Source organism: Terriglobales bacterium, assembly GCA_035457425.1.
GTDB lineage: Bacteria > Acidobacteriota > Terriglobia > Terriglobales > Acidobacteriaceae > JACPNR01.
This window is the reverse complement of record DATIBR010000077.1, coordinates 1-2,091: the sequence shown is the minus strand read 5'-3', so window position 1 is coordinate 2,091 and position 2,091 is coordinate 1. Positions and strand designations below refer to the sequence as shown.

Sequence of the window (2,091 nt, the reverse complement as noted above, 5' to 3'; positions counted from 1 at the left end):
AGCTTACGCAGGAGGTACAGGGAACTTGGCACGCTACCGAGAAGCAGTTTGCCGGCTCTGTCGGCGCGAAGGCATGAAGCTCTACCTGAAAGGGGAGCGGTGCTTCACCGAGAAGTGCGCCATCGAGAAGACCAACGTGCCGCCCGGCCAGCACGGCGGGGCGCGGCGCCGGAAGCTCGGCAACTACGGCGAGCAGTTGCGGATGAAGCAGCGGGCCCGGCGCGTCTACGGCGTGCTGGAGACGCAGTTTCGCAACACGTTCCAGAAGGCCGAGCGCCAGGCGGGCAAGACGGGCGAGAACCTGCTGATGCTGCTGGAGCGGCGGCTGGACACCATCGTGCACCGCGCCGGCTTCGCCAGCTCGCGGGCCCACGCGCGGCAACTGGTGCTGCACGGGCACGTGCGGGTGAACGGGCGCAAGGTCAACGTGCCGTCGGCGCTGGTGAACGTTAACGATGAAATCACCTTGAAGGACGGAATGAAGGAAAACGCCGGAGTGCTGCAGGCCAAGGAGCTGGCGGGGCGGCAGTCGATCCCGAGCTGGCTGGAAGTGGACCGCGAGGCAGTCCGCGCCAAGCTCACCGCGCTGCCCAAGCGCGAGGAGCTGATCACGCCGCCGGTGAACGAACAGCTTATCGTCGAACTTTATTCGCGGTAACAGGAGGACGTACTTATGTGGAAAGGATTTCAGAAGCCCAAGCGGCTGGCGTGCGAAGTTGAGACGCTCACCGACCGCTATGGAAAGTTTTCCGCGCAGCCGTTCGAGCGCGGCTTCGGGACCACCATCGGCAACGCGCTGCGGCGCGTACTGCTGAGCTCGATTGAAGGCGCTTCCATCACGGCGGTGAAGATCGAGGGCGTGCTGCACGAATTCCAGTCCATCCCCGGCATCACCGAGGACGCCACCGACATCATCCTCAACCTCAAGCAGGTACCGCTGCGGCTGCACAACCCGGACGCGGTCAAGACGCTGACGCTGTTCGCCGACAAGCCGGGCGAAGTGACCTCCGGAATGCTGGAAGGCGACGCCGACGTGGAGATTCTGGACAAGAGCATCTATCTCGCCACAGTGGGCGAGGGCGGGAAGCTCCAGGTCGAGATGCGGGTGAAGAACGGCCGCGGCTACGTGAGCGCCGACCGCAACTTCGACGAAGACCTGCCCATCGGCTACATCCCCATCGACTCGGTGCACTCGCCGGTGCGCAAGGTGAACTACACCGTCGAGGCGGCGCGCCTGGGCCAGATGACCGACTACGACAAGCTGAACCTCGAAGTCTGGACCAACGGCACCATCAAGCCCGGCGATTCCATCGGGCTGGCCGCCAAGCTCCTCAAGGACCACATGAACATCTTCATCGCGTTTGAAGAGGAGAAGCCCAGCGAAGAGGAGCGCGCCGAGCGCACCTACGACCCGCGGCAGGAATACCTGGGGCGGTCGGTGGACGAGCTGGAGCTTTCCGTGCGCGCCTACAACTGCCTGAAGAACGCCAACATCCGCACCATCGGCGACCTGGTGCAGCGCAGCGAGCAGGAAATGCTGCGCACCAAGAACTTCGGGCGCAAGTCGCTGAATGAAATCAAAGAGCTGCTGCAGCGGATGAACCTGCAACTGGGAATGAAGCTCGACGAGCACGGCCGCATCGTGTGGCCGCTGCCCGAATCCGCCGCACCGGCCGAGGGCGAAAGCGCTCCGGCGCCGTCGCTCTAGCCTTTAACCGGGAGACCGTTCATGAACCACCGCCGCGGGTACCGCAAGCTGGGCCGCAACTCGAGTCACCGGCGCGCCACGCTGCGCAACCTGGTCACCAATCTGCTGGAGCGCGAGCGCATCACCACCACCTCGACGCGCGCCAAGGAGCTGCGCCCGCTGGCGGAGAAGATGATCACGCTGGGAAAGCGCGACACGCTGCACACGCGCCGGCAGGCGGCGGCTTTTCTCACCAGCCCGCCGGTGGTGAAGAAGCTTTTCTCCACGCTGGCGCCGCGCTTCGCCGACCGTCCCGGGGGCTACGTGCGCATCATCCCGCTCGGCTGGCGTCGCGGGGATGGCGCCGACGAAGCCATCGTCGAGCTGCTCGGCTCCGAGCTCAA

The 2,091-nt window shown here is 65.1% G+C and carries 3 protein-coding genes; all 3 read left to right on the top strand.

What is annotated here, in order from left to right; translation table 11 throughout:
• Window positions 1-25: 25 nt before the first annotated feature.
• Window positions 26-658, top strand: a complete 633-nt coding sequence (gene rpsD / locus VLA96_05860; GenBank protein ID HSE48716.1) for a 30S ribosomal protein S4 — start codon at window positions 26-28, stop codon at window positions 656-658.
• 15 nt (window positions 659-673) lie between these two features.
• A complete protein-coding gene (locus VLA96_05855) occupies window positions 674-1,708 on the top strand; it encodes a DNA-directed RNA polymerase subunit alpha (GenBank protein ID HSE48715.1) in 1,035 nt (344 codons plus the stop codon).
• A 21-nt stretch (window positions 1,709-1,729) separates the two neighbouring features.
• Window positions 1,730-2,091, top strand: a 362-nt coding sequence (rplQ, locus tag VLA96_05850) for a 50S ribosomal protein L17 (GenBank protein HSE48714.1), incomplete at its 3' end; no start/stop codon positions are given.

What these genes read in the sequence shown, in the direction of transcription:
- VLA96_05855 (HSE48715.1), top strand. Translation starts at nt 674, where the DNA reads ATGTGGAAAGGATTTCAGAAGCCCAAGCGGCTGGCGTGCGAAGTTGAG.